The 20654-nt window shown below is 59.9% G+C and carries 25 protein-coding genes; 9 read left to right on the plus strand and 16 right to left on the minus strand.

The genetic code is table 11. The features are described from left to right. Nucleotides 1-204 precede the first annotated feature (204 nt). The 14 genes from fliP to ATN84_RS16485 form a co-directional block, all read right to left on the minus strand. Nucleotides 205-942 (minus strand): flagellar type III secretion system pore protein FliP, encoded by a 738-nt coding sequence (fliP, locus tag ATN84_RS16420; RefSeq protein WP_068882762.1) that lies wholly within the window; start codon nucleotides 940-942, stop codon nucleotides 205-207. Further along, the gene (locus tag ATN84_RS16425; RefSeq protein WP_068882763.1) at nucleotides 939-1433 is read right to left on the minus strand and encodes a flagellar basal body-associated FliL family protein; all 495 of its coding nucleotides are present in this window, start codon (nucleotides 1431-1433) and stop codon (nucleotides 939-941) included. The genes fliP and ATN84_RS16425 overlap by 4 nt, the downstream gene beginning before the upstream one ends. Before the next feature lie 7 nt (nucleotides 1434-1440). Beyond that, nucleotides 1441-2163 carry a flagellar basal body L-ring protein FlgH gene (gene flgH / locus ATN84_RS16430; RefSeq protein WP_068882764.1) on the minus strand — a complete coding sequence of 241 codons (723 nt, stop codon included), beginning with the start codon at nucleotides 2161-2163 and terminating at the stop codon, nucleotides 1441-1443. Continuing rightward, on the minus strand, nucleotides 2160-2642 hold the full coding sequence (locus tag ATN84_RS16435) for a MotE family protein (protein WP_068883492.1): 483 nt from the start codon (nucleotides 2640-2642) through the stop codon (nucleotides 2160-2162). The genes flgH and ATN84_RS16435 overlap by 4 nt, the downstream gene beginning before the upstream one ends. Before the next feature lie 89 nt (nucleotides 2643-2731). Further along, nucleotides 2732-3898 carry a flagellar basal body P-ring protein FlgI gene (locus ATN84_RS16440; protein ID WP_201026403.1) on the minus strand — a complete coding sequence of 389 codons (1167 nt, stop codon included), beginning with the start codon at nucleotides 3896-3898 and terminating at the stop codon, nucleotides 2732-2734. Between the two features lie 50 nt (nucleotides 3899-3948). After that, on the minus strand, nucleotides 3949-4419 hold the full coding sequence (gene flgA / locus ATN84_RS16445; RefSeq protein WP_082766337.1) for a flagellar basal body P-ring formation chaperone FlgA: 471 nt from the start codon (nucleotides 4417-4419) through the stop codon (nucleotides 3949-3951). A gap of 220 nt (nucleotides 4420-4639) precedes the next feature. Next, nucleotides 4640-5428: a flagellar basal-body rod protein FlgG gene (gene flgG, locus ATN84_RS16450; RefSeq protein WP_068882766.1), complete on the minus strand. Its 789-nt coding sequence runs from the start codon at nucleotides 5426-5428 to the stop codon at nucleotides 4640-4642. 52 nt (nucleotides 5429-5480) lie between these two features. Continuing rightward, nucleotides 5481-5834, minus strand: a complete 354-nt coding sequence (gene fliE, locus ATN84_RS16455) for a flagellar hook-basal body complex protein FliE (RefSeq protein ID WP_068882767.1) — start codon at nucleotides 5832-5834, stop codon at nucleotides 5481-5483. Then, nucleotides 5834-6253, minus strand: a complete 420-nt coding sequence (gene flgC / locus ATN84_RS16460; RefSeq protein WP_068882768.1) for a flagellar basal body rod protein FlgC — start codon at nucleotides 6251-6253, stop codon at nucleotides 5834-5836. The genes fliE and flgC overlap by 1 nt, the downstream gene beginning before the upstream one ends. A 3-nt stretch (nucleotides 6254-6256) precedes the next feature. Continuing rightward, nucleotides 6257-6637: a flagellar basal body rod protein FlgB gene (gene flgB / locus ATN84_RS16465; RefSeq protein ID WP_068882769.1), complete on the minus strand. Its 381-nt coding sequence runs from the start codon at nucleotides 6635-6637 to the stop codon at nucleotides 6257-6259. 72 nt (nucleotides 6638-6709) lie between these two features. Then, on the minus strand, nucleotides 6710-7288 hold the full coding sequence (locus ATN84_RS16470) for a hypothetical protein (RefSeq protein WP_068882770.1): 579 nt from the start codon (nucleotides 7286-7288) through the stop codon (nucleotides 6710-6712). After that, nucleotides 7285-8673 (minus strand): flagellar protein export ATPase FliI, encoded by a 1389-nt coding sequence (fliI, locus tag ATN84_RS16475; RefSeq protein ID WP_068882771.1) that lies wholly within the window; start codon nucleotides 8671-8673, stop codon nucleotides 7285-7287. The genes ATN84_RS16470 and fliI overlap by 4 nt, the downstream gene beginning before the upstream one ends. Beyond that, entirely contained in the window at nucleotides 8673-9398 is a 726-nt protein-coding gene (gene flgF, locus ATN84_RS16480; RefSeq protein WP_068882772.1) for a flagellar basal-body rod protein FlgF, read from the minus strand. Before flgF ends, fliI begins: the two co-directional genes overlap by 1 nt. Nucleotides 9399-9401: 3 nt before the next feature. After that, nucleotides 9402-10190 carry a DUF1217 domain-containing protein gene (locus ATN84_RS16485; protein WP_068882773.1) on the minus strand — a complete coding sequence of 263 codons (789 nt, stop codon included), beginning with the start codon at nucleotides 10188-10190 and terminating at the stop codon, nucleotides 9402-9404. A gap of 134 nt (nucleotides 10191-10324) precedes the next feature. Between ATN84_RS16485 and motA the strand changes: the two genes are divergently transcribed. From motA to ATN84_RS16520, 7 genes are all read left to right on the plus strand, one after another. Continuing rightward, entirely contained in the window at nucleotides 10325-11197 is an 873-nt protein-coding gene (gene motA, locus ATN84_RS16490; RefSeq protein ID WP_068882774.1) for a flagellar motor stator protein MotA, read from the plus strand. 1 nt (nucleotide 11198) lies between these two features. Next, the gene (locus ATN84_RS16495; RefSeq protein WP_068882775.1) at nucleotides 11199-12137 is read left to right on the plus strand and encodes a FliM/FliN family flagellar motor switch protein; all 939 of its coding nucleotides are present in this window, start codon (nucleotides 11199-11201) and stop codon (nucleotides 12135-12137) included. Next, nucleotides 12118-12609 (plus strand): BAB2_0123 family type IV secretion system effector, encoded by a 492-nt coding sequence (locus ATN84_RS16500; RefSeq protein ID WP_068882776.1) that lies wholly within the window; start codon nucleotides 12118-12120, stop codon nucleotides 12607-12609. The genes ATN84_RS16495 and ATN84_RS16500 overlap by 20 nt, the downstream gene beginning before the upstream one ends. Beyond that, a complete protein-coding gene (gene fliN, locus ATN84_RS16505; protein WP_425287414.1) occupies nucleotides 12606-12971 on the plus strand; it encodes a flagellar motor switch protein FliN in 366 nt (121 codons plus the stop codon). Before ATN84_RS16500 ends, fliN begins: the two co-directional genes overlap by 4 nt. A 2-nt stretch (nucleotides 12972-12973) precedes the next feature. Beyond that, entirely contained in the window at nucleotides 12974-14017 is a 1044-nt protein-coding gene (locus tag ATN84_RS16510) for a flagellar motor switch protein FliG (protein ID WP_068882778.1), read from the plus strand. A 31-nt stretch (nucleotides 14018-14048) separates the two neighbouring features. Next, nucleotides 14049-15122 carry a flagellar biosynthesis protein FlhB gene (flhB, locus tag ATN84_RS16515; protein ID WP_068882779.1) on the plus strand — a complete coding sequence of 358 codons (1074 nt, stop codon included), beginning with the start codon at nucleotides 14049-14051 and terminating at the stop codon, nucleotides 15120-15122. A 90-nt stretch (nucleotides 15123-15212) separates the two neighbouring features. Continuing rightward, a complete protein-coding gene (locus ATN84_RS16520) occupies nucleotides 15213-15650 on the plus strand; it encodes a hypothetical protein (protein WP_068882780.1) in 438 nt (145 codons plus the stop codon). A 36-nt stretch (nucleotides 15651-15686) separates the two neighbouring features. Here ATN84_RS16520 and ATN84_RS16525 read toward each other — a convergent pair whose 3' ends face one another. Together ATN84_RS16525 and ATN84_RS16530 are read right to left on the minus strand one after the other, a co-directional pair. Further along, nucleotides 15687-16478, minus strand: a complete 792-nt coding sequence (locus ATN84_RS16525) for a helix-turn-helix transcriptional regulator (RefSeq protein ID WP_068882781.1) — start codon at nucleotides 16476-16478, stop codon at nucleotides 15687-15689. Nucleotides 16479-16707: 229 nt separating this feature from the next. Next, entirely contained in the window at nucleotides 16708-17454 is a 747-nt protein-coding gene (locus ATN84_RS16530) for a TetR/AcrR family transcriptional regulator (protein ID WP_244491113.1), read from the minus strand. Between the two features lie 129 nt (nucleotides 17455-17583). Here ATN84_RS16530 and ATN84_RS16535 point away from each other — a divergent pair, with 129 nt between their 5' ends. Together ATN84_RS16535 and ATN84_RS16540 are read left to right on the plus strand one after the other, a co-directional pair. Next, nucleotides 17584-18837, plus strand: a complete 1254-nt coding sequence (locus tag ATN84_RS16535; RefSeq protein WP_068882783.1) for an HlyD family secretion protein — start codon at nucleotides 17584-17586, stop codon at nucleotides 18835-18837. A 40-nt stretch (nucleotides 18838-18877) separates the two neighbouring features. Then, entirely contained in the window at nucleotides 18878-20464 is a 1587-nt protein-coding gene (locus tag ATN84_RS16540) for a DHA2 family efflux MFS transporter permease subunit (RefSeq protein ID WP_068882784.1), read from the plus strand. Nucleotides 20465-20654 lie beyond the last annotated feature (190 nt).

Here is a 20654-nt window from a genome sequence, read left to right on the forward strand (position 1 = left end):
AGAGCATGATCCCAAAAAGTTGAATCTTTTTTGGAAAATCACGCGGTTTTGGATTGAGATTTTTTTTAGGGACAGGCCGGGCTGAAACCGGCATGGCGGAGCGGCATCATGCCTATTGCCGACAAGTCGCGGCAAATCCGTCATGCCGCGATCTTTATCCGCCAATTATTACCGTTCTATTAACGCCGCAATTTTTTCCGCCGATCAGGAAAAGGACCGGATCAGACTACCGACCAGAATGTTCCAGCCGTCGATCAAAACAAAGAACAGGATCTTGAACGGCAGCGACAGCACCGTCGGCGGCAGCATCATCATGCCCATCGACATTGTGAGCGTCGCCACGACGAGGTCGATGACCAAGAACGGCAGGACGATGAGAAAGCCGATCTCGAATCCACGCCGCAGCTCCGAAATCATGAAAGCGGGCACCAGAACGCGCAGATCGACCACACCATCCTCGCCCGTCCGGAAGGAGGGGTCGGCCAGATCCTCGAACAGCCGCAGATCCTTGTCGCGCACCTGGCGCTGCATGAATTCGCGGAAAGGCGACGCGATCTCTCGCAGCGCTGCGTCTTGTGCGATCTCATTGCGCATCAGCGGCTGCACGCCGTTCTGCCACGCCCTGTCGAAGGCCGGCGCCATCACATAGAAGGTCATGAACAGCGCCAGGCTGATCATCACCAGATTGGCCGGCGCGGTTTGCAGCCCCAGGCCGGAACGCAGCATCGAGAAGGCGATGGCAAAGCGCGTGAAGCTCGTCACCATGATTAGGAGGCCTGGCGCGATTGAGAGCACCGTCAAAAGCCCCAGGAGTTGGACGATCTGTCCGCTCGCTGTCGCATTGCCGGCTGGAATCAACGCGTCGAGTGAAGGGACCTGAGCAATCGCATCACCTGCGGTGAAGAACAGAAGACCAGCAACGAGAAGGAAACGTCTGCTCATTCCACCACCAGCGAGGAAATGAACACCCGCTCCACCTTGCCCTCGGACCGCATTCTGGCGCGCTCTTCCAAATCGGCGCGCAGATAGGCAAGGCCCGTCGCGCCCTGCAATTGCATCAGATTGACGCCGCGCAGAAAGGCCATGAAATCATCGGAAATGTTCATCGCCATTTCAGGTGCGATCTCTTCACCGGGCTTGGCGACGAGCGCCGACTCCAGGCGTATCCACGTTGTTGACGGCACGCCCAGATTGGTCAGGATCGGCTTCAGCGCCACCACCTCGCCGAGAGGTTTGGCTTCCTGTTTCTTCTTTGGAGCGGCATCGCTCATGGCCTGATCCGGCACTTGTTCCGTTCCGCTGATATAGCCTCCGAGAAACCACCCGCCGCCTGCCGCCACGGCAGTCAGTATCGCGACGGCCGCGAGCGTGCCGACGAGCGAACCGCCTGCCGCCTTTCCCGTCTCTCCACTGGATTGTGTCACGTCGCTCATGCCTGCCTCAGAACGGAGAAACCTGGTCGAGGATCTGCTGGCCGTAAGGCGGCTGCTGGATCTCGCTGATGCGCCCTCGCCCGCCATAGGAAATGCGCGCCTCGGCGATCTTCTCATAGGAGATCGTGTTGTAGCCGGAGATATCGCGCGGCCGCACCACACCGGCCACGTTGAGGACGCGCAACTCATTGTTGACGCGAACCTCCTGCGAGCCGCTGATGACAAGATTGCCGTTGGGCAGGATATCGGTGACGATCGCCGCGATGGAAAGCCTGATCTCCTCTTTGCGCTCGACCACACCCTGCCCCGTCGAACGGCTGTCGGAATTCGTCTTGAGCGAACCCGAGAAATCGCCGGCCGAGCCGCCGCTTGTCGAATATTCCCCGCCCAGCCCATAAAGTGCCGATGATACGCGCTGCCGGCCGCTCTTGTTGTCCAGATTGGCCTTGTCGTTGATCGAGATGATGACGGTCAGCACATCACCCGAACTGGAAGCGCGCGGATCACGGAAGAAGCTAGTCGAACGCTTGTCCCACAGCGAGTATTTCCGGTTTTCCGGCCGGCCCGGAAATTGCGACGTATCGCCTGTGCCATAGGACGTGCCGATATCTGTCCGGACCGGCGAAAGGTCCGGCGTGCGGTTGACCTCCTGGATCGGGCTGGCGCAACCGGAAAGGCCGAGCACCGAGATAGCGGCGAAAAAGGCGGCTCTGTTCAAAATCCTGTTCATTGGACCTGGTTCGCCCGTTGTGTCTGAGGCTTGCGGCCCGGCTGGCCGACCGACTGCGCGCCGACGATGACGCGCGCCAGTTGTGCCGATTTCTCGGGCGGCATTTCATTGAGGATCCCGCTCGACATGCGTGGGTTCAGCTTGAGGAGAAGAGCGGCCGCGGCCTCGTCGCCGATCAGCACCAGTTGCGCCGCCGCGGCATCCGGTTTCATCTTGGAGATGATATCGACCAGCGAGTCCTGGGCCTTGTCGATGAACTCGTTGCGCCGTTTCAGCCAGGCTTCGTATTCCTTGCGCTTTTCCTCCAGCGCCTTGACCCGCTGATCGACCTCCGCGCGCAGCTCGGAAAGCTCCTTGGCCTGAATGGCATAACGTGCATCGGCGGCATTATCGCTGATATTGCTGCAATATTTCTGGATTTCCTCGAAATCCGTAGGCATTTGCGGAGCAACTGCGCCTGTCTCCTGCGCCTGCGACATCGTCGTCGACAGCGCCAGACACAGCGCCACCGCCGCAATATCCATCACCAGGGAGGCAGACCTGGACTTTGATTTCCTATACCGTTTCATCATTGCACCACCAGTTCCGCGTGCAGCGCGCCGGATGTCTTGATCGCCTGCAGGATCGCGATGATGCCTGTCGGCTTCACGCCGATCTGGTTGAGCCCCTTGACGAGATTTTCCAGATTGGTGCCGGAAAGCATGCCGATCTTCGATCCTTGTTCGATAACAGCGATATCGGTTGTCGGCTCAACCGCCGTCACCCCGTCGGAAAACGGTTCCGGCTGCGAAATCATCGGCGTCTCGGTAACGCGCACGGTCAGGCTGCCATGACTGATCGCAATTTTCGAGATGCGCACCTTGTCGCCGATGACGACCGTTCCGGTGCGCTCGTCAACGACGACGCGGGCAATCTCGTCGGTCGCAACCGGCAGACCTTCGAGTTCCGCCAGGAAACGGGCAGCCGTCACGTTCTTCGGCTTGCGCAGCCGGATCGATTTGGCGTCTCGCTCCTTTGCTACCGGCTGGCCGTACCGGCGCTTGGCAAAGATGTTGATCGTATCCGTAACGCGAATGGCGGTGGTGAAATCAGGGTCGCGCAATTCGACGACCAGCTCGCCTTCCTTACCAAAATTACCCTTCACCTCGCGCTCCACCAGCGCGCCATTCGGAATGCGCCCGCTGGTCGGCACGCCCTGTGTCAGCGTTTCCGCCTGACCTTCGGCGGTAAAGCCGGAGACGATCATGTTGCCTTGCGCGACGGCATAGATTTCACCATCCGCACCAGCGAGAGGGGTCATCACCAGCGTGCCACCTTGTAGTGATGAGGCGTCACCGAGCGAGGAGACCGTCACGTCGATGCGCGAGCCGGCTCCCGCAAAGGCCGGGAGATTGGCCGTCACGATCACCGCCGCGGTATTTTTGGAGCGCGTCGCGCCGCTCGGCGCGCTGATGCCGAGATTGTCGAGCATGGCGCGCATCGACTGCTCCGTGAAAGGCGAATTGCGTAAGGAGTCCCCGCTTCCCTTCAGGCCGATGACGAGACCATAGCCGACCAGCTGGTTCTCGCGTACACCCTGAATAGTGGCGATATCCTTCAGCCGGGCAACGACCCCGCCTTTACCGAGGTCTGAATAGGCCATTTTTGCCGGGTTGCCGCCCGAACCCAGCCAATCGGCGTCGGCCTTGGCGGCGGAATCGAAATCCCGCGCATTACGCGTGGATTCGTCCGCCATCAGCGGCGACACACCAACCAGAAGCGCGATAAAGGCGGTAGAGAGCCGCTTCACTGCATTCCCACCCGTATTCTGCCATCGGCCATGATCGTCCCCGAAACGACCAGACCGCTGTCGACATTGCGTACTTTGATGAAATCACCTGCCGAACCAGCCTGCAGCGGCGTTCCCATCGCGGTGATCGTCAACTCGCCTGCGGTGTAGACAAGAGGTGCGGGCACGCCCCGCTGGACCAGCGACGGCTCACCGAGCGCACCGATCAGGATCGGCTTCCCCGGCAGGAGCGTGCGCCGCGCGATCTTGCCCACCACCTGGTCCGGCGTCAGCGCATATTGCCCAGCGATCTCCGGCTTGGCGGTGAACTGTTTTTCCAGAAGTGCCGTATCGCTCACGACCTGGCCGGGATAGACAACGGCCGACGGCACCACGAACGCAATCCGGTCGGCATGGGCGGCTGGAATGCAGGCAAGCGCGGCGGCGCCCGTCAGTGCGGCAAGCCTTGCGATCCGGTCCCAAGCCATCTTCAGTCCCCTTGAACGCTGGCGGGACAGCGCGCCCCTCTGGCCTGCCGGCCATCTCCCCCGCAAGGGGGGAGATTGTCTGGCATTGATGACGATGCTTTTCACATAATGTTGGCGATTGGCTGAAACGCTGATGATAGCGTAATCTCCCCTCTTGCGGGGGAGATGGCCGGCAGGCCAGAGGGGGGCGCCTAGAACCAGCATTTCCATTTCCATCGGCCTACCGCAGGTTCTTCGAAACGACGGCAGCCATTTCGTCCGCCGCCTGGATGACCTTGGAATTCATTTCATAGGCGCGCTGCGCCGTGATCAGATCTGTGATTTCCTTGACCGGATCGACGTTGGACGCTTCGAGATAGCGCTGCGTCAAGGTGGCGAAGCCCGGATCGCCGGGGACGCCGACAATCGGCGCGCCGGAGGCTTCCGTTTCGCGATAAAGATTGTTGCCGAGCGGCTCCAACCCGGCCTCATTGGTGAAATTGGCGAGCGTCAGCTGGCCGAGATCGACCTGCTGAATCTGGTCCTGCAGCTTGGCGAAAACCTGGCCGGATTCCGAAATCGTCACCTCCACCGCATCAGCCGGAATGGTGATCGCCGGCTCGACCGGATTACCGTCGATGGTGACGAGCTGTCCGTCGGCATTCTTGTTGAAGGCGCCGGCCCGCGTATAGAGCGTCTCGCCCGTCGGGCTCTGGATCTGAAACCAGCCATTGCCGGTCAGCGCCACATCAAGGGGATTGCCGGTCTGGGTGAGGCTGCCCTGGATGTGCAGATTGCGCACCGCCGCCGTCTGGACGCCCAAGCCTACCAGCGCGCCTTCCGGCACGATGTTCTGGTTTGCGCGGTTGGGCACGCCTGCCGTCCGCTCCGCCTGGTAGATCAGGTCGGAAAATTCGGCGCGCGCCCGTTTGAACCCGGTCGTATTGATATTGGCGATGTTGTTGGCGATGACTTCCAGATTGAGCTGCTGGGCGTTCATGCCGGTCGCGGCGATGGTGAGCGCTTTCATGATGGTTTCCCGAAAATGGTGCTTCTGATCAGGCGACTCGCCCAGTTACGCGCTAGATCTGCATCCGACTGATCTCGAGATAGGCCTGGACGATCTTGTCGCGGATGGCGATGGCGGTCTGCAGCGACTGCTCGGCCTCCATGACGGAACTGACCACTTCGCGCGTCGGCACATCGCCGGTCATGCTCGAAATCGACATCGCCTCAGCATTTTTCAGCTTGTCACCCACCGATCCCGTCAGTTGCGACAGCACGTCGCCGAACGACGCTTCGCCGACCGAAGGCTGATTGGCTGCGGACGGATTGACCGGAGCGATGGCGGCGCCGACTGCGCCCGCTTCGCTGACGCTTTCCGACAATTTCGACAGGGCATTGCGGGTGGAAACACTCAACAAAGAATCGATCATCACGAATTCCTCAAAAGGTCGATGGTCATGGCGATCATCTCGCGGGCCTGCTTGATCACCTGAAGATTGGCTTCATACGAACGGTTCGCCTCCCGCATGTCGGCCATCTCGACCACCATGTTGACGTTGGGATATTTGACGTAACCTCTCGCATCGGCCGCCGGATGGCTCGGATCATATTGTTCCACGAAGGGAGCGGAATCGGTTCCCACCTCCGCGACGCGGACCTCCTGCGTACCAGTCGTGTGCTCCAGTTCGGTCCGGAATGATACGGTCTTGCGCCGGTATGGATCGGCGTCGGGCGTCTTGGCCGTGGATTGCACATTGGCCATGTTCTCGGCGACGATGCGCAGGCGCGTCGATTGCGCAGAAAGCCCTGATGCCGCTACCTTCAGCGCGCTGATGATCGGATCAGCCATAGCCTAGCCCCTCACCGCGGCCAGCATCATGCGATGAAACGCCTTCACGATGCTGGTGTTGAGGGAGAAGTCGCGATTGACCTCGCCGGCCTTCATCATCTCCTGTTCGAGGCTGACGGTGTTACCGGAATGGGTCGTCTCGGCGACATCCTTCTGGCGCATCTGGATTGCGGTAATGCCTGTCGCATCAAGTTCCAGATGATGCGGATTGGTCGCCGCCATGCTGAGCTGCGTCTTTTCCAGCACATCGCTGAATGGATCCACGTCCCGCGCCTTGAAGCCGGGCGTGTTGGCATTCGCCACATTGCTCGAAATCGCTGCCTCCTTCACGGAAAGCCACTGCGCCTGCCGCGAAGCGAGGTCGAAAAGATGAATCGGCCCCATGATTCTTCCGCCTGTTACCCCGTTTATATTTTGTTAACCTACGCGCCGAATCTTGCGCGAGACTTGTGGGAACTATTCCGTCTGCTCAATCACGTCGCCCGACGATGTCTTGAGCTGCCACGTCCCCGCCCCTTCGCTGCGGCTGACCGCGACGAGCGTACTGCCATCCGGAAGCAGCGAGCCCTTCTCCACGAACCAGTAGCCCGCACCATCCTCGATCATCGCCATGCCGCCCACTACCTCGCGCAGGAGAAACACCGGTTTTTCCGGGAATGGCTGATCTTCGGGCGATGCATCCTCAGTGCCCGCCGCACGAGGCTGCCCCTTACCGTTCGACATGGTGGCGCCTGTCGGATTGGGATCGAGCTCAGGTCTTGCCGCTGCGGTCTCCGAAGGCGCAAACGGATTCATGCGGCGAAAGATCGTCTGCTTCGACCTGTCCAGCGGATCTTGGATGTTGTTTTGCGTAGAATTCTGCGGCGGCGTGGGCTCAGCACGATCCCAATAAACGATAAAGGGCAGCATGGCGCAGCCGGCGGCGAGCGCTACGCCTGCCGCCTTAAGATAGCCGTCAATCCTCTTTGCCCGGGCCAATGGCCAGCTCCCCGATTGCAAAATGGGAGAGATGTTCTTTTCTTCTTCGCGGCTCATGCGTTCTCCTTGCCGCGCAGCGCGGCAGCAAGATCATTGTAGGGGTCGGTCGAAACGGGCATGTCGGGCGTCTGCTGCATCGCCTCATAAATTTTTGGGACGAGAGCCACAGCCTGATCGAGAAAACCGTCATTGCCGGACTGATATGCCCCGATGGCGCGCAGGTCACGCGTCTCTTCGAAACGGGCGATCAGCCCGCGCAACTGCGTGACGAGCTTCTTCTGCTCGGGCGTCCACCCAAATTGAGCAAGGCGCGAGACCGAGCCTGGAATATCGACCGCCGGAAAGCGGCCCTGCGCCGCAATCCGCCGGTCGAGCACGATATGCCCGTCGAGTGTGCCGCGTATGGCGTCCGACACCGGATCATTGTGATCGTCGCCATCAACGAGTACCGAATAGATGCCGGTGATGGTGCCGCCGCCTTCGAGCCCCGGTCCGGCCCGTTCGAGGAGTCGAGGTAATTGGCTGAAAACGCTTGGCGGATAGCCGCGCGAAACCGGCGGCTCCTCCGCCGCAATGGCGACTTCACGCGCCGCATGGGCAAAACGCGTCACCGAATCGACGATCAGAAGGACATTTTCGCCCCTGTCGCGGAAATATTCGGCGATCGCCGTGGCGGTGTTGGGCGCTAGTCGGCGCATCATCGGACTCTCGTCGCCGGTCGCAACCACCGTGACGGTCTTCTCAAGTTTGCCGGCCATAGTGTCTTCCAGCATGTCGCGGACCTCGCGCCCGCGCTCTCCCGTCAGCGCCAGCACCACCGTGTCGAAATCCGCCGCCTTCGTCATCATGGCAAGTAGCGTCGATTTGCCAACACCCGATCCGGCGAAAACGCCGAGACGCTGGCCGAAGCACATCGGCACGAAGATATCGATGACGTTGACGCCGGTGCGCAAACCCTTGTCGACCCGCGCTCGCCGCATCGCGGCAGGCGGCGCACGGTCCGCCGGCATCGGCGCATCGCCGGGCATGAGCGGCCCCCTGCCGTCGAGCGGCGTTCCCAAGGCATCAATCACCCTGCCTTTCCATTCCAGCGAAGGGGCAATGCGCAGCGTACCGTCGGGGAAGACCGGCGCGCCGAGCCCGGGTATCGCGCGATCATCGAACGGCTTCACCAGCACATGGTTTTCCGCAACCCGGATCACTTCACCGCGGTAAAGCCCGTCGCCGCAGCGCATCAGCACGCCGTCCCCAAGCCTCGCCGTCACGGACATGCCACGCACCGCGATCACGGAACGCGATACGTCGCTGACTATGCCGCCTCTACCCACGAGCGGCGACGGGGCCGCACTTTCGCGGCGGACAAATGCCGCAAGCCGTTCCAGTGGAAGGCGGACATCGGAAGAAGAGCCCGCCCGAACAAGAATATCGGCAACTGTCACCATCACGCCTTCGAGCCGAGCGTCTTGACCGCTTCAGTGAGCGTGTTTTCCTGCTGCCGCAGCAGCGCATCCACCTGCTCGAAGGCGCGGCTGACGCTGATGAGCCGCGTCATCTCCATCACGCCGTCGACATTGGAGCCTTCGATCGCTCCCTGCACCACGCCGACGCTCATGTCATCGACCACCGGCTGGGCCGGAACATCGGGGATGACGGCGGAATTTCCGGCATAGATGAGCTTCGCGTCAGACGCGATCGAGAACAATCCGACGCCGCCCACCTGCGCGCCATTCTGATAGATCGCACCGTCCGAGGAGATTTTCGGTGCTCCCCCATTGGGATTGATGACGATGGGCTGGCCGCCCGCATCGAGCACCGGATGGCCCATGACCGAGACGAGCTCTCCCTCCGGCGTCATCCGCATCCGTCCGTCGCGCGTATAGACCTGCCCCTGCGGTGTGGCGAGCGACAGCCAGGCATCGCCCTTGACGGCGACATCGAGCGGATTGTCCGTCTGGATGATCGGGCCCGGCTCGGTGCGGATATAGCTCTTCCCTGCCGAGGCGAAATGAACGTCGTCGCTCGCCTTCATGGAAACGAGCGTATCGAATTTCGTACCCTCGCCGCGAAAGCCGGGGGTCGACATATTGGCGACGTTGTTCGCGATGGCATCGAGGCGGCGTTCCAGCGTTATCTGCGAGGAAAGCCCGACATAGATGGAATTCTGCATGGATCACCTGCCGCCGGGTTTGAAGGACTGGAGAGTGGTCAGGATGTCTGTGGAAATTCCCACGGACGAGGTACCGCCCAGAAGCAAAGAGGCGATCGAGGCGGCGCTGCCCATCGAGGGATTGTTCATCTCATACAGCGCCGTGAAGCGTGTCATGAATTTTGCCAGCTCGTCCGGATCGGAGAGTGATGAAATATCGAGCCGCTGCTCGATCATCGCCGCCTGCTTGTCGATATCGGCGTAGGATACCGCCGAAGGTATGCCAAGCGCCGTCTGCACGACGGTCAGGAGCGCCTTGTCGCCGAGAATCTCATAGGCGCTGGTAAGCCCTGCCACCTTGCGCTCGAAATAGAGCGCGAGCCGCACGCCTTCGTTCTGACTGCCCGCTTCCTCCTCTAGCGTCTGGCGGACATATTTGTCCACCGCACCCTGCTTCGCCCGGTCGAAACTGGTCGTCGTCTCGCCAAGGGCAGCAAAATCGAAGGTCGTGGCGAATTCCTTGTAACGCTTGTCGACCAGCGTATTGGCCATGCTCTCGCTGTCGCTTACCCCTTCGGTCAGAACCTTGCGGATGAACGCCTTGGCATAGGCCATATCCTCCAGGCCGTATGCCTTCATGGCATATCTGTAGAGACGGTCGTCAGCCATGAAATCGTCGATCGATTTCACATTGCCGATATTCTCCATGTAATAGGCTGTTTCCCGCTCGACCAGCGGTTCCTGTGATACGCGCGCCAGGGATCGCGTCAAGTTGGACGCAATCAGGCGATAGCTCGTCAAAGTGTCGACCATGCCGCTGCCCCTTTAATCAATAGCGGCATTTATCGTTTGAGAAGCTTGCCCGAAGCTGGCTTGGGTCAAGCAAGCTTCGCACAAGCCGCCCGCTCTATTGCTCCTCATCGATATATTCGCAGGAGAGAAACGCTTTGGGCATTATCATCGGCCTCGTCGTCACCCTCGGCTGTATGCTTGGCGGCTTCATCGCCATGGGCGGTCACATCGGCGTTCTTGTCCAGCCATGGGAATTCGTCATCATATGCGGCGCCGCGCTCGGCACCTTCCTTGTCGCCAACCCTTTCTCAACGGTCAAGGATACCGGCCGCGCCTGCATGGAGGCCTTCACCAACGCCGTGCCGAAGCAGCGCGATTATCTCGATATCCTGGGCGTGCTCTATAGTCTGATGCGCGAATTGCGCTCGAAATCGCGTAATGAGGTCGAGGTCCATGTCGATAATCCGCAGGAATCACCAATTTTCCAGGCATTTCCCAGCGTTTTGAAGAACCAGGACCTGACCAATTTCATCTGCGACTATTGCCGCCTTATCATCATCGGCAATGCCCGCTCGCACGAGATCGAGGCGCTGATGGACGAGGAAATCCATACAATTTCGCGCGACAAGCTGAAGTCCTACAACGCCCTGGTCTCCGTTTCGGAAGGCCTGCCGGCGCTCGGCATCGTCGCTGCCGTCCTCGGCGTCATCAAGGCGATGGGCGCGCTCGACCAGTCGCCGGAAGTGCTCGGCCATCTGATCGGCGCGGCCCTTGTCGGAACCTTCGCCGGCATCTTCTTCTCCTATGCCGTGGTCGGCCCCATTGCCACCAAAATCAAAACCACCCGCGAGAAGAAGAACCGGCTCTATATCGTCGTCAAGCAGACGCTGCTTGCCTATATGAACGGTGCGCTGCCGCAGATCGCATTGGAATATGGGCGCAAGACGATCTCCGCCTATGATCGCCCGTCGATCGACGTGGTCGAGCAGGAAACCCTGACCAGCGTCCCCGCGCAGCAGGCGGCGTGAGATGACGGCCTTCGCTTCAGACAGGAAGCCCGACGTTCTGGCCGATAGCATCCTGCGCGCCGCCGGGATTTCAGTGGATGATCTGAAATCGCTCGGCCATGTCTTCAAGGACGCGGCAACCACTTTCTCGGCGCGTTTCAAGGAGCTCACCCCCGTTTCCGTCGAGACGGACGTCTCCGGCATGGAAACCGTCGAGAAAGCACAGGTCGGGACGCTCCTTCCCGCTGGCGGCATGATCGTTCCCGTGGAGGTCGACCGATGGGGCAGCACCATCCACATGGTCGCCGACCGGGCCTTCATCTTTTCAGGGCTTGAGGCCCTGTTCGGAGCCGGTGCGAATTTCGGCGCCCATGAAACCATCCGCGGCTTCACCAGCGTGGAGCGCAGGATAGCAGGCGAACTCTTCGCTCATATGGCTGCCGCCCTCGATCATGTCTTCGCAAGCGGAGACGAGCGGATATTCAACGTCGGCAAGCCCCTGGAGACGGGTGAATTCGATCCGGAGAAACTGGATCAATCGCGCCTTTTCGCCTGCGGCCTCACCATTCGTGCAGCAGGCAAGACGGGAAAGATCCGCCTCCTGATGCCACGCACCTGCCATCGCCCGATGCAGGAAGCCATCGCTCGGCTGCTGCGCCAGCCATCCGCCCATTCGGACCCGGCGTGGGCGAAGAAGATCAGGCTCGAGGTAAGCCGCGCCAGGGTGAGCATCGAAGCCTTTATCCATCAGGGCACGATGACACTCGGCGAAATTGCCCAGCTTCAGCCTGGTCATGTGCTGAAGCTGCCGGCAGACGCCATCGAGCAGGTGCGTTTGCGCAGCGGCAATCAGGCGCTTTTCAAATGCACGCTCGGCAAGGCGGGCATCAATTTCACCGTACGGATCAGCGATCCCGTCAGCGAAGAAGAGGATCTTATCGATGAACTTGCTGCTGGTTAACGCGATTTCAGCGATATTGTCGCTCGTTTCGATTGGAATTGTCGTCGTGGCGCTTCGCAAGGCTGCGGAGATGATCCGCCTGGGCAGGTCCATGGCGGAGCAGATCGCCACATCATCCGCCAATCTGGAGCGGGCGCTTGCCGCCCTGCAAGTCGAGCACGACGATCTGCGCGACGAGAACAAAAAGCTCGACGCGCGCCTGGAGGAATCCGCCAAGGCACGGCGCGACATCGCCCGTTCAGTCGATCTGATGGAGCGCATCCGCACCGAGCTGCGAGGCGACATCCGGGGGCTGCGTACCGCCATGTCCTCGCGCGACACCGCTGGGCCGGCAACCGTACCGCAGCCGCCGCTCCCCGCCTCGGCACCGGGCATATCCCCCACTCCGGCAAAGCCACCGAAACTGCCGGTTTTCGTGCGGCGTACGGTGGCGAGCGCCTCCGTGCTCGATAGCGCCAACACCTATTCGTGATCGTGCAGGCAAAGGAATCACCGATGGACAATGAACTCGACGAAGCGATCGAAGCGCTGAAAAGCGACGAACCGCGCCCAAGCCGCCAGGCGGGCACCGGCCAGCCAGGGAGCGGAAAGCCCAATCTCGAGCTGATTATGGGCATCCCGGTCGATGTACAGGTGGTGCTCGGCGGCACCAGCATGCCGGTCGCCAATCTGATGAAACTCGGCCGTGGCGCGGTCGTCACCCTCGACAAGCAGATTGGCGATCCCGTCGATATCGTCGTCAACGGCCGGGTCATCGCGCGTGGCGAAGTGATCGTGCTGGAAGACGATTCCTCTCGCTTCGGCGTCAGCCTGACCGAAGTCATCGGCAAGTGAGCATGTACGAAAAAGAAACGCGAGACGCAGACGAAGAAGACGCGCGGGGCATCGATACGCTGTCCGGCCCGCAAAAGGCCGCTGCCCTTCTGGTCGCCATCGGACGGCCTGCGGCAGCGCGTCTCCTCAAGCATTTCCAACCCGACGATCTGCGCCTGCTTGCGAGCCATGCCCGCAGGCTCGACCCGATATCGCCCGCCGATTTCGAGGAACTGGTCAAGGAGTTCGAAGACGCCTTCGCCGACGGCGCGGCACTTTCCGAGGCCGGCCTGCGTTTCGAGGGGCTCCTGCGCGAAGCGCTGCCGCAGGAAGAGGTGGAAGCACTCTTCGACGACCGGCCGAGACAGGTGCTGGTGCAGGAATCGGTATGGGACCAGCTGACCCGTGTGCCGATCGAGATTTTGCAGGCCTATCTCGCAGAACAGCATCCGCAGGTCATCGCCTACATCATATCCAAGCTGCCGTCCGATATCGCCGCGCGTCTTTTCATCGGTCTGCCCGGCAATCTGCGCAGCATCGTCGTCCAGCGCACGCTCCATATCCGCACCGTCACGCCGGCAGTATCGGAAATGCTCGAAGACGTCCTGCGACGCGAGGTGACCGGCAAGACCGACAAGGGCGCGAGCCAGGCCAACCATGGCCAAATCGCCAATATCCTCAACCAGCTCGAAAAGGTCGAGATCGATGACATGCTCGACAGCCTGTCCGATCTGAACAGCGACGATCTGAGCCGGATCAAGGCGAAACTCTTCACCTTTGAGGATATCGTGCGGCTTTCGCAGCGCGCGCGCCTGCTCCTCTTCGACGATATCCAGACGGAACAGATCACCACGGCTTTGCGTGGTGCAGATTCAAGATTGCAGGAACTGGTCCTTTCCTCGCTTTCCGCTCGCGGGCGGCGCATGGTCGAGACCGAACTTGCGGCTGGACAAGGAAACGTGACGGCGCAGAACATCGCCGATGCTCGCCGCGCCATCGCCCGCACGGCGATCACGCTCTCGGATCGTGGCCTGATCGATCTCGAAGCGGAGGACACGGCCGCCTGACCGGCGGTCGAGTCCGTTCGGCCGCTGTGTCATGTCCGAAGCTCCCGATAAAGAAAGCAAAACCGAAGAAGCCACCGAGCAGAAGATCCGCGATGCCGTAGAGAAAGGCAATCTGCCCTTCTCTAAGGAAGCGCCGGTCCTCGCCTCGGTCGTCGCCTTTCTTCTGATTGCCGTCTTCATCGCCACACCGGGCGCTGCCAGGCTTACCTTCTTCCTGGCCGAACTGATCGACCGTCCGGAAGACTGGCTTCTCAACAGCAGCGAAGATGTCGGGCAGCTCTTCCAGGTCCTGGCGATCGCGGTCGGCAGCGCCCTCTTGCCGATATTGGTGATCATACCGATCGCCGGCATCGCCGCCTCCGCACTCCAGAACGCACCGCGCTTTGTCGGCGAGCGCATCCGCCCGCAATTGTCGCGCATCTCGCTGGCCAAGGGCTGGAAGCGCATCTTCGGACGCGCGGGGCAGGTCGAATTCCTGAAATCCCTCTTCAAGCTGTCCGCCACCAGCCTGGTTGTCTTCTTCGTCTTCTTCAAGAGCAATGCGCTCTTCACCGACGCCGTCGCCAGCGATCCTCGCGCGCTACCGGAATTCATCCGGCAGAACGTCATCCGGCTGCTCGCCGCCAATGCCGTCGCCATTACCTTTCTCGCCGGCTTTGATCTCGCCTGGTCGCGCATCCACTGGCGCAACGAATTGCGCATGACCAGGCAGGAGGTGAAGGACGAACACAAGCAGTCGGAAGGCGATCCGCTGGTGAAGTCACGCCTGCGCTCGCTCGGACGCGACAGGGCGCGCCGGCGCATGATCGCGGCGGTCCCCACCGCAACCCTTGTGGTCGCCAATCCGACACATTTCTCTGTAGCACTGCGTTACCGCCCCGAGCAGGATTCCGCGCCGGTCGTCGTCGCCAAGGGGCAGGATCTCATCGCGCTGAAGATCCGCGAGATTGCCGAAACCAACGGCATTCCTGTTTTTGAGGATGTACTACTTGCAAGATCACTATTTAAGCAGATACAAGTAGACCAGGTGATTGCACCGGAGTTCTACAAAACAGTTGCCGAGCTTATACAGTTCATCAATTCGCGACAGAAACACCGCGCATAATATGAGGAAAGAAAAGCAAGAATAAATCAGGCAAGTTTATCGGGAAAATAACCTGACCAATTGGCTAATCGGTCGTGAAGCGGTGAAAGCATGAGAAGCACGCAATATTCCCTGACACGCGAATCCATCATCGCCGAGCACATGCGTGAGGTCATCCGCGATCTCCGGCTTGTCGATGTCGCCGACTATATCGCATTCATACGTTGCGAACTCTTTGCCAACATCGCCGATATCGTCAATTCGGCGACCGAGTTGCACTTCTTTCCGCAGACCCTGCAGTTCGGCCATGGCGGAGAATATGAACTGGATTGGGGCCGTCCACCCCGCGTCATCCTCGACATGGAGTTCCGCAATAGGGGCGTCTATGCCTATTTCCGCGTGCTGATCGACGCAGAAGGCGCACAGATCGATCTCAACCACATCACCTTCGATCAGGCGAGCGAAAACCCGGCCTGCAACACCGAGCGTCTTGCCGCCGCTTTCGAGGATGCGCGTATCCCGGGATCGCCGAGGCAGGCGGCAGGCTGAAACGGTGTAAACCGCCGCCTGCCGTCTATTCGGATATCAGGACTGCAGATGCGTTGAATCCGGCATATCGATAATGCCGAGCGACAACGCCGTCGCCACCGCCGACGTGCGATTTGAGCAGCCGAGCTTGATCTTTGCGTTCTGCAGATAGGTCACCACCGTCCAGCGGGCGATGTTGAGGATCTCTGCGATCTCACCATCCGTCTTGCCGCTGGCAGCCCATCGCAGACAGTCGATTTCGCGCCGGGTCAACAGGCTTGCAGCGGCGGCACTCACCCCACCTTCCCTGCTGCCATAGAGTGAATTGTGGATCAGGCTCGATGCGCCCAGAAGACGGGGGCGCATCTTTTCGATGAATTTCTCCTTATCGGCATCACCGACCTCGAAGGTAAACAAGGTCGAGCCGGGAAACCCATGCGCATTGGTTGCACCCACGGCAATGAAAAGATTGCCTAGGCCATGCTTTTGTCCATCTCGGATGAATTCCTTTACTTCCGGGCTTTCCTCAGCATCCAATTCCAGATTGCGCACGGTACCTGCAGCATCACTGCGTAATAGCGGCGAGTCATCCTGCACCATGGGATCTACACTGAAATAATTTTTGGCAGAATATCTTAATATCCAACTTGTGGGGAACGTCATGACAACAGACAGGTCCGACGGATTGCTCCGAACTGTCTCGTCAAGCCTTGTACGCGAAACATGGGAAATATGCTGACAGCCTATTTCGTCACGAACACGGCAAAGCAGTTCCAACGTGCCACTCTTGGAAGAAGAGCCGAAAAAGCCCTTCTTGAAGTTGGGAAAATGCACAAGATCGAGGCTCATTGTACGTCCTTAGCCATTGAAAGACCGCTAAAAATATGAGCGGTCATCTTTCACAAGCCGTTTCATAAACGGCATCGCGTCTATAAGCGAGTCGAATATTCGACATAGCTACAAGACGCGCAACTGGCGCAAAAAGGAACTGGCGATACAAGCGGATTCAACAACTTCCGTAGCTTTATGCACAAAATACCACGAAGTTTGTCATGCAATTGAACCCAAACCGCTAGCCCTAGTTGCAGGAGATTGTAAAATCCTCATTTTCCGCAGCTTTTTCATTTTTATCCCGCTGCGTCCCATAGGCAATAAAAAAGAGATCGACCGCTGACGTCACGTTCTTTCGTATCCGATCGGGGCTCGGCTCCTCGGCCATCGCGCCGAACAGGCGCTGCCGGTAAATGCCGGCCAGGAACAATTCCGACAGCTGATGAGCGGCAAGCTCGGTGTCGGAGATTGCGAGCTGCCCCGCCGCAACCTGTTCGTCGAGGAATTTCTTGAACAACGCCTTTCCACGTTTCGGCCCACGTTCGTAGAAACGTGCCCCCACTTCCGGCATCCGCTCCGCGACACCGATCACGATACGCTGGGCGCGGATAACCGGTTCTGATGTGATGAGTGTTACGAGCGATATGCCGAACTTGACCAGTGCTTCGCGGCCCGAAAGCCCACGTTCGATATCCGTCATCAGGCTGGCGAATATCGAAGCGCGATCTTCCTCACACAGAGCCTCGAACAGCTCTTCCTTGCCATTGAAATAGACATAGATCGTGCCCTTGGAGACACCCGCCTCCCGCGTTATGTCATTGACACTGGCGGCATCGAAACCCATTCGCATGAAAACGCGGCGCGCGCCTTCGAGGATCTGCTTGCGCTTCGCCGGATCCTGACCCGCCCCGAGCCTGTGCTGGCGCAGGCAGACGGGCTCTTCCTCCCCGAGCTTGTCGGTGAGGTTCGGTGCGGCTTTATTTTCGCGAATCATTCTTTCACTCTTTACCATTTTTCGAACCAATCGGTTCGATCCCCCTTGATATGGCGCTTGCGCTGATCTAAGTCAACATCGAACCAATCGGTTCATTGCCGATGAGATCCATAGAAAGTCATCGTTCCCATGTCAGTTTCCAGATCCGCTTCAAAGGCCGATGAGAGCGGCGAGGTCCGCTCATTTCCTGTAGCGAAGCAGGAGCAGCACGCAGATGGTACCGCTCGCCGGGAGCCTGCTCATGCGGAGCAGCCGACGCCGACTGTCAAACCACAGGTTGACGCGGGCGACGACAGATCATCCAAATCGGACGGAAAGAAGAAAGGGATCGGCAGACGGTTTGTGCTGCCCTTGCTGCTTGCCGCCGCGCTCGCAGGCGGCGGTTGGTATGGCTACGACTATTGGACTGAAGGCCGTTTTCTGGTGACCACCGACGATGCCTATGTGCAGGGCGACATTGCCGCCATATCGCCGAAGGTGACCGGCTATATCGAGAAGGTCCCGGTTTCCGCCAATCAGATCGTCAAGGCCGGAGACGTGCTCTTTCAGCTCGACAATGGCGATTACCGCATCGCAAAAGAGGAAGCCGAGGCAAGGATCGCGACCCAGCATGAGACGCTGACCAGCATCGCGGCCCAGATCAAGGCGGCCCAGGCATCGCTCCAGCAGGCCGAAGCGGCGAAGCTCTCTGCCGACGCCGTGGCCACCAATGCCAAGGCGACGATGGAGCGTGCCCAGCAACTGCACAATACGCGCTTCGCCTCCCAGTCCGATCTCGACAACGCCACATCGGCCCTTAACCAGGCGAACGCCAATCTGGCGGGTGCCGAGGCGCAGATCGCGGCCGCTGAGGCCAATATCGGGGTGCTGCAGGCGCAATATAAAGAGGCCGAAAGCAGCTTACGGTCGCTCGAGCTTGCCCGCGACAAAGCGGAACGCGATCTCTCCTTCACCACGATCCGCGCCCCCTTCGATGGCGTTGTGGGCAATCTCTCGGGCAAGCTCGGCGATCTCGTCAGTGCCGGTCAAAGGATAGCGGCGCTCGTGCCCGTTGATCATCTCTATATCGACGCCAACTACAAGGAAACGCAGCTCGCCGGCATCAAGCCCGGCGAGAAGGTGCGCATTTCGGTCGACGCACTGGATGGCGAAACCTTCGAGGGAACCGTCGCGTCGATTTCACCTGCGTCCGGCTCGGTCTTCTCCCTGCTTCCCGCTGAAAACGCCACGGGCAATTTCACCAAGATCGTCCAGCGCGTTCCAGTCCGCATTTCCATTCCCCCCGAGGCGCTTGCCACCGGCAAGTTCCGCGCCGGTTTGAGCGCTATCGTCAGCGTTGACACGCGGACTGCACCGGATGAAACGACGGTGGCCTCGAAATAAGGCAACCACGACCGCGGGCAATTCAATGGAGTGAGCCGTCATGGCCACCACGACCACAGCCGGTATGCCGACGCCCCAGGCTCCCGCCGATGATCGCATAGATCCGAAAAAGGCCATTGCCTTCCTGGCGATGGTCTTCGGCATGTTCATGGCCATTCTGGATATTCAGATCGTCTCGGCGTCGCTGGCGGAAATCCAGGCAGGGCTGAGCGCCAGTACCGACGAGATATCCTGGGTCCAGACCGCCTATCTGATCGCGGAGGTCATCATGATCCCGCTTTCGGGCTTTCTCGGGCGGCTCATGTCGACGCGCGTCCTGTTTACCATATCGGCCGCCGGCTTCACGCTTGCCAGCATCCTTTGTGCGACGGCGACCAGCATCGATCAGATGATCGTGTACCGGGCGATACAGGGTTTCATCGGTGGCGGCATGATCCCGAGCGTGTTCGCCGCCGCCTTCACCATCTTTCCTCCATCGAAACGCTCCATCGTCTCGCCGATGATCGGCCTTGTCGCCACGCTCGCCCCCACCATCGGGCCGACGGTCGGCGGCTATCTCAGCGACGCTTTTTCCTGGCATTGGCTGTTTCTCGTCAATGTCGGCCCCGGCATCCTCGTGGCGATCGCCGCGTGGAACCTCATCGATTTCGACGAAGGCGACCGCTCACTCCTCGATAAATTCGACTGGTGGGGCCTGGCGGGCATGGCGGCCTTCCTCGGCTCGCTCGAATACGTTCTGGAAGAAGGCCCTCGCAACGACTGGCTGCAGGATGATGTGATCCTGTTGTTCAGCATCGTTCTCGCCATCGGCGCCATCATCTTCTTCTACCGCGTCTTTACCCAGGAAGAGCCGATCGTCGATCTGCGCGCCTTCACCAATGTCAACTTCGCCTTCGGCTCGGTATTCTCCTTCGTCATGGGTGTCGGCCTCTATGGCCTGACTTATCTTTATCCGCTCTATCTCAGCCAGATCCGCGGCTATGACGCGCTGATGATCGGCGAAGCGCTGTTTGTCAGCGGCCTTGCCATGTTCATGACTGCGCCGGTGGCGGGCTTCCTCTCCAACCGCATGGATTCGCGCCTGATGATGATGATCGGGTTCCTCGGCTTTGCCGCGGGCACATGGACGATGACCGGACTGACGGCCGATTGGGATTTCCACGAGCTTCTGCTCCCGCAGATCCTGCGCGGCTGCTCGCTCATGCTCTGCATGGTGCCAATCAACAATCTCGCGCTCGGCACATTGCCGCCCTCGCGCCTGAAGAACGCCTCGGGTCTCTTCAACCTGACGCGCAATCTCGGCGGCGCCGTCGGCCTCGCCGTCATCAACACCGTCCTGACCAGACGCGCCGACATGCACTATGCCCGCTTGGCGGAACATATCAGCTGGGGCAACCGGGAGGCAGAGGACATGCTTGCCAGCATGGCCGCAAGGTTCAACGCCGCCGGCATTGACGGCAATACCGCCGCCCTCGCCAGGATTTCCGGACTGGTCCGCCAGCAGGCGACGCTCATGTCCTTCATAGACGTCTTCTTCATCCTGACGCTGCTGTTCGCGTCTTTGGCGGTCTTCGCTATTCTCTTGCGCAAGCCGGGCCAGCAGGCGGGCGGTGGCGGTGGCCATTAAAGGCACGGCCACCGTAATTTCCCAAGAAATTGGGGCAAATCTGCTGGTTTTTGCTCTTCGTCGGGTGTTTTCCACTACGTCACAGAGATGAAATATATTTGTCATAATTCGTAAATTACCAAAACGGATCAATTGCTAAGCCCCGGGAAAAGTGGTTCACTTCCTGCTGCTACGAGGTCCTGCACCGACA

The organism is Paramesorhizobium deserti (assembly GCF_001558695.1).
GTDB lineage: Bacteria > Pseudomonadota > Alphaproteobacteria > Rhizobiales > Rhizobiaceae > Paramesorhizobium > Paramesorhizobium deserti.